The organism is Chamaesiphon sp. OTE_75_metabat_556, assembly GCF_031378165.1.
Taxonomy (GTDB): Bacteria; Cyanobacteriota; Cyanobacteriia; order Cyanobacteriales; family Chamaesiphonaceae; genus Chamaesiphon.
The window spans coordinates 1-3,245 of the sequence record NZ_JANNDR010000456.1 but is presented as its reverse complement, the minus strand read 5'-3'; the positions used below and the strand labels follow the sequence as shown (position 1 = coordinate 3,245).

The following is a 3,245-nucleotide window of genomic DNA, read 5'->3' as shown; positions in this document are numbered from 1 at the left end:
AGTGGCGGGGAGTAGTCGATCGTGTAAATCGTTCAGGGAAAACCAGTTGCGCTCGATCGCCAGACAGTACATCACCGCTTGTTCGGTGGGCGCAAGCCGATTGAATTGTTGATCTAGCAGTTGCTGGATGCTACTAAACATGCTGACTTCAGCATCCAAAAATTTGTCGATCGATCCATCAAATAGATCGTAGATAGAGGTCGCGACAATATTTAAAGCCAGCGGATTGCCACTATAGAGGGTTTGCAACCGTTCGCGATCGGGTGATGATGCTGATAGCCCCTTGGCATCAAACAACGCCTCACTCTCGCTGCGATTGAGTCCGGCGATCGTCAATGTCCGCACGGCTAGTTTCTCACCCTCTAAGGGCATGATGACGGCGGGCTTTTCCCGACTAGTTACCAGCAGACAACTCTGATGTGACGATGCCCCAATCCGCTCGAACAATTCTGCATAACCTGGATTTGGCTGGTGGCCGTCTGCGTTACTCTGAACTTGGATGATAGTTTCGGCATTATCCAATATCAACAAACACCGTTCTTGGCGTAGATACTCTAATAGGTGCGAGATTTGAGTGGAGATCGCGAGCGTAGGGGGCACGATCTTCGATCGATCGGATAGGATTTCAATTAGTTCGGGGATAAAACTGGCGAGCGGTGGCGCATTCCGCAACGATCTCCAAACGATCTTCGTGAAGTAAGGCTGGAGTTGGTGTGCCAATTTGGTAACTAAGGCAGTTTTACCGATTCCACCCATCCCCAAGAGGATGACTAACTTACAGCGATTTTCGTTTACCCAAGTGGTGAGTTTGGTTAATTCCGCCGCGCGTCCATAAAAGACCGAAACATCTGGGGCTTCACCCCAGTCAATATCCAGACGCGAACGGATGAGCGACATTGGCTCGATCTGCTCGTCCCGTACTAACTCAGCCGGATCGTTGGCGGAGCCTGTCTGAAGGACAATCGGATCGGGATAAAGATAATCACGACGTTCCAATTCCAGCTTAAAAGCCGCAAAACAGATAGCTAGTGTCTGTTTGTCTACTGGACTTGATCGAACTGCGCCAAGCTCGGAACCGCTATCGAAGATTTTTGAGATGGTCTTGATCGCAAGTCCAGTCAGTCTGGCTAATTCTTCCTTGGTATAGCGATCGCCAAAATTGTCCGCTAGTTCTGCGGCGGTTCTGGCCGCTTGCAGTTTTTGATACCCTGTTGCCGTTAAGATTGCACCCCGTCTGCGGCTACTCTTGCGCTCGGTCATTGCTTAATTTAGATATGGAAATATAATTTTGGTTTGGCGATCGCTACTATTTGTAATTATTGTCATTTTTTCGTTCGAGTGCAATCACTTAATCGGAATTTAAGCAAAACTCTCAGTCGCGATCGGTTTCCAACACTTAGATCCAGTAGATCCAGACAGCAATTCTAGCCAGCAGCATTAATATCCCACTAAGTTCCCGCTAACTTGCCGATCTTCCCTAGCGATCGCCGAAATGAAGTGCAAATATTGTATTAAGAACACACCACTCTGTCACATGCTCGGTAGGCCATCTTAGTTGGAACATCCGACTGATGTAACCTGCGAATTAATTTGCAAACCGATACCGAGTGGCAACTCCAACACCGCTCGGTATTTTTACGCTTGCAAAGCTAGATCTGCAATCCGATCGATCGTGTCCGCATTGACAGGTGCGATCGATTGCTACTTAGATTCCCACATGTCATTTTCAGCTAATTCATTAACCCCAGATTTCCCCGATGGCGATCCCCACCTGTTCTACGAATCAGATAGGGACAAAGTTTATGATTTACCAAGTAAAGATCGCGAGGATGGTAGCCAGATGTTAGAAATCAAAGCAGATGTCAGAGTTCAACCAACCGATCTCCACCTCGCGATCGAGCACAATGGATTTGCGCATACCAGTTATCAGCTCCGCGATTATCCAACCGCTTTAGCGGCGATCGATCGGGCGATTGCCTACGATCCCGATCGGACTGATTTTTATTATCAACGCGCCTTAATTGCCAAAGCTTTAAATAACTACCCCCAAGTTATCGCCGACTGTCAACAGATTTTGATCCGTTCGCCCCAACATCAAGCAGCACATCGGTTAGAGGCGATCGCTTTAGTCAAGACCAAAAACTATCGAATGGCACTGGCTAATTTCGATCGATACATTGCACTATATCCCCAAGATGCTCATGGTTACTGCTATCGCGGGATTTGTCACGATCGGTTGCAAGCCTATACCCGGGCCATTGCCGATTTCGATCTGGCGTTGGATCTAAAACCTGAAGAAGCAATATTTCATCACGCTCGCGGACGTACTCATCAGCAGTTGGGCAATTTTTCAGCCGCCCTCGCAGACTACAATCTCGCAATCCAGCTCAAACCCTTAGGGGCAAGAGTATATGACGATCGCGCTGAGATTTACCGACTGCAAGGCGATTATCTCCGCACGGTTGCCGACTGTACCAAAGCCATCGATCTAAATCCCTTGCTCATCGATGCGTACTTTCGACGCGGGATTGCCTACACTGAATTAGGCGATCTCGATCTGGCATTAGTTGATTACGATCTGATTGTTGTGCTCGATTCAAACCATTTAAAGACTTATATCCAACGGAGCTGGATCTATTTTCGCCAAGGCAAATATCGCCAAGCAATTCAGGATTGTGAATCCGCTAAAAAGATCGACAAAGGCTGCTTTTGGGCGCATTATTTATGTGGTGTCATCAATGACTTTTCTGGATTGAAAGAGCAGGCAATTACTGACTTTACAATAGCGATCGAGCTTGCTTCCAGCTCGATCTGTGCTCTCTATCATCGGGGTGCAATCTATTACGAACTGGGAAACCATGCTGAGGCGACTGCTGATTTCACGCAGGCTAGATCGGCTCAAGATGGCGGCTTAGAACAGCTAGTCGCGGGTCTATCCTCTACCTTGGAAAATCGAGATGAGACAGGCTTTTATGCTGAGGGTTTAGCACTTTATTATATGGGTCAAGTAGAATCAGCGATTGCCACGCTCAAGCTAGCATTATTGGTCGCTAATCGCTTTGGCAATCATAGTTTTCAGGTACAAATCTCATTGCTCTTGCAGCGATTTTCAACTAAGTAAATGATTAGCAACCATAACGAATATTTTTAGAATTAGCTAGGAATGTTGTCCTTGTTTAATACATTGTTTGCCGTTCGATGTCTCGGACGATCGCGATGACATTACCAATCCCATCCTCAGCTTG

General features: G+C 47.1%; 2 protein-coding genes. One reads left to right on the top strand and one right to left on the bottom strand.

The genetic code is table 11. The annotated features are described in order from the left end of the window. Positions 1-1,260: NACHT domain-containing protein (locus RMO27_RS18475; protein WP_309735240.1), on the bottom strand; the 1,260-nt coding region annotated here is incomplete at its 3' end. 412 nt (positions 1,261-1,672) lie between these two features. Here RMO27_RS18475 and RMO27_RS18470 point away from each other — a divergent pair. After that, on the top strand, positions 1,673-3,121 hold the full coding sequence (locus RMO27_RS18470; protein ID WP_309735238.1) for a tetratricopeptide repeat protein: 1,449 nt from the start codon (positions 1,673-1,675) through the stop codon (positions 3,119-3,121). Positions 3,122-3,245: the final 124 nt, after the last annotated feature.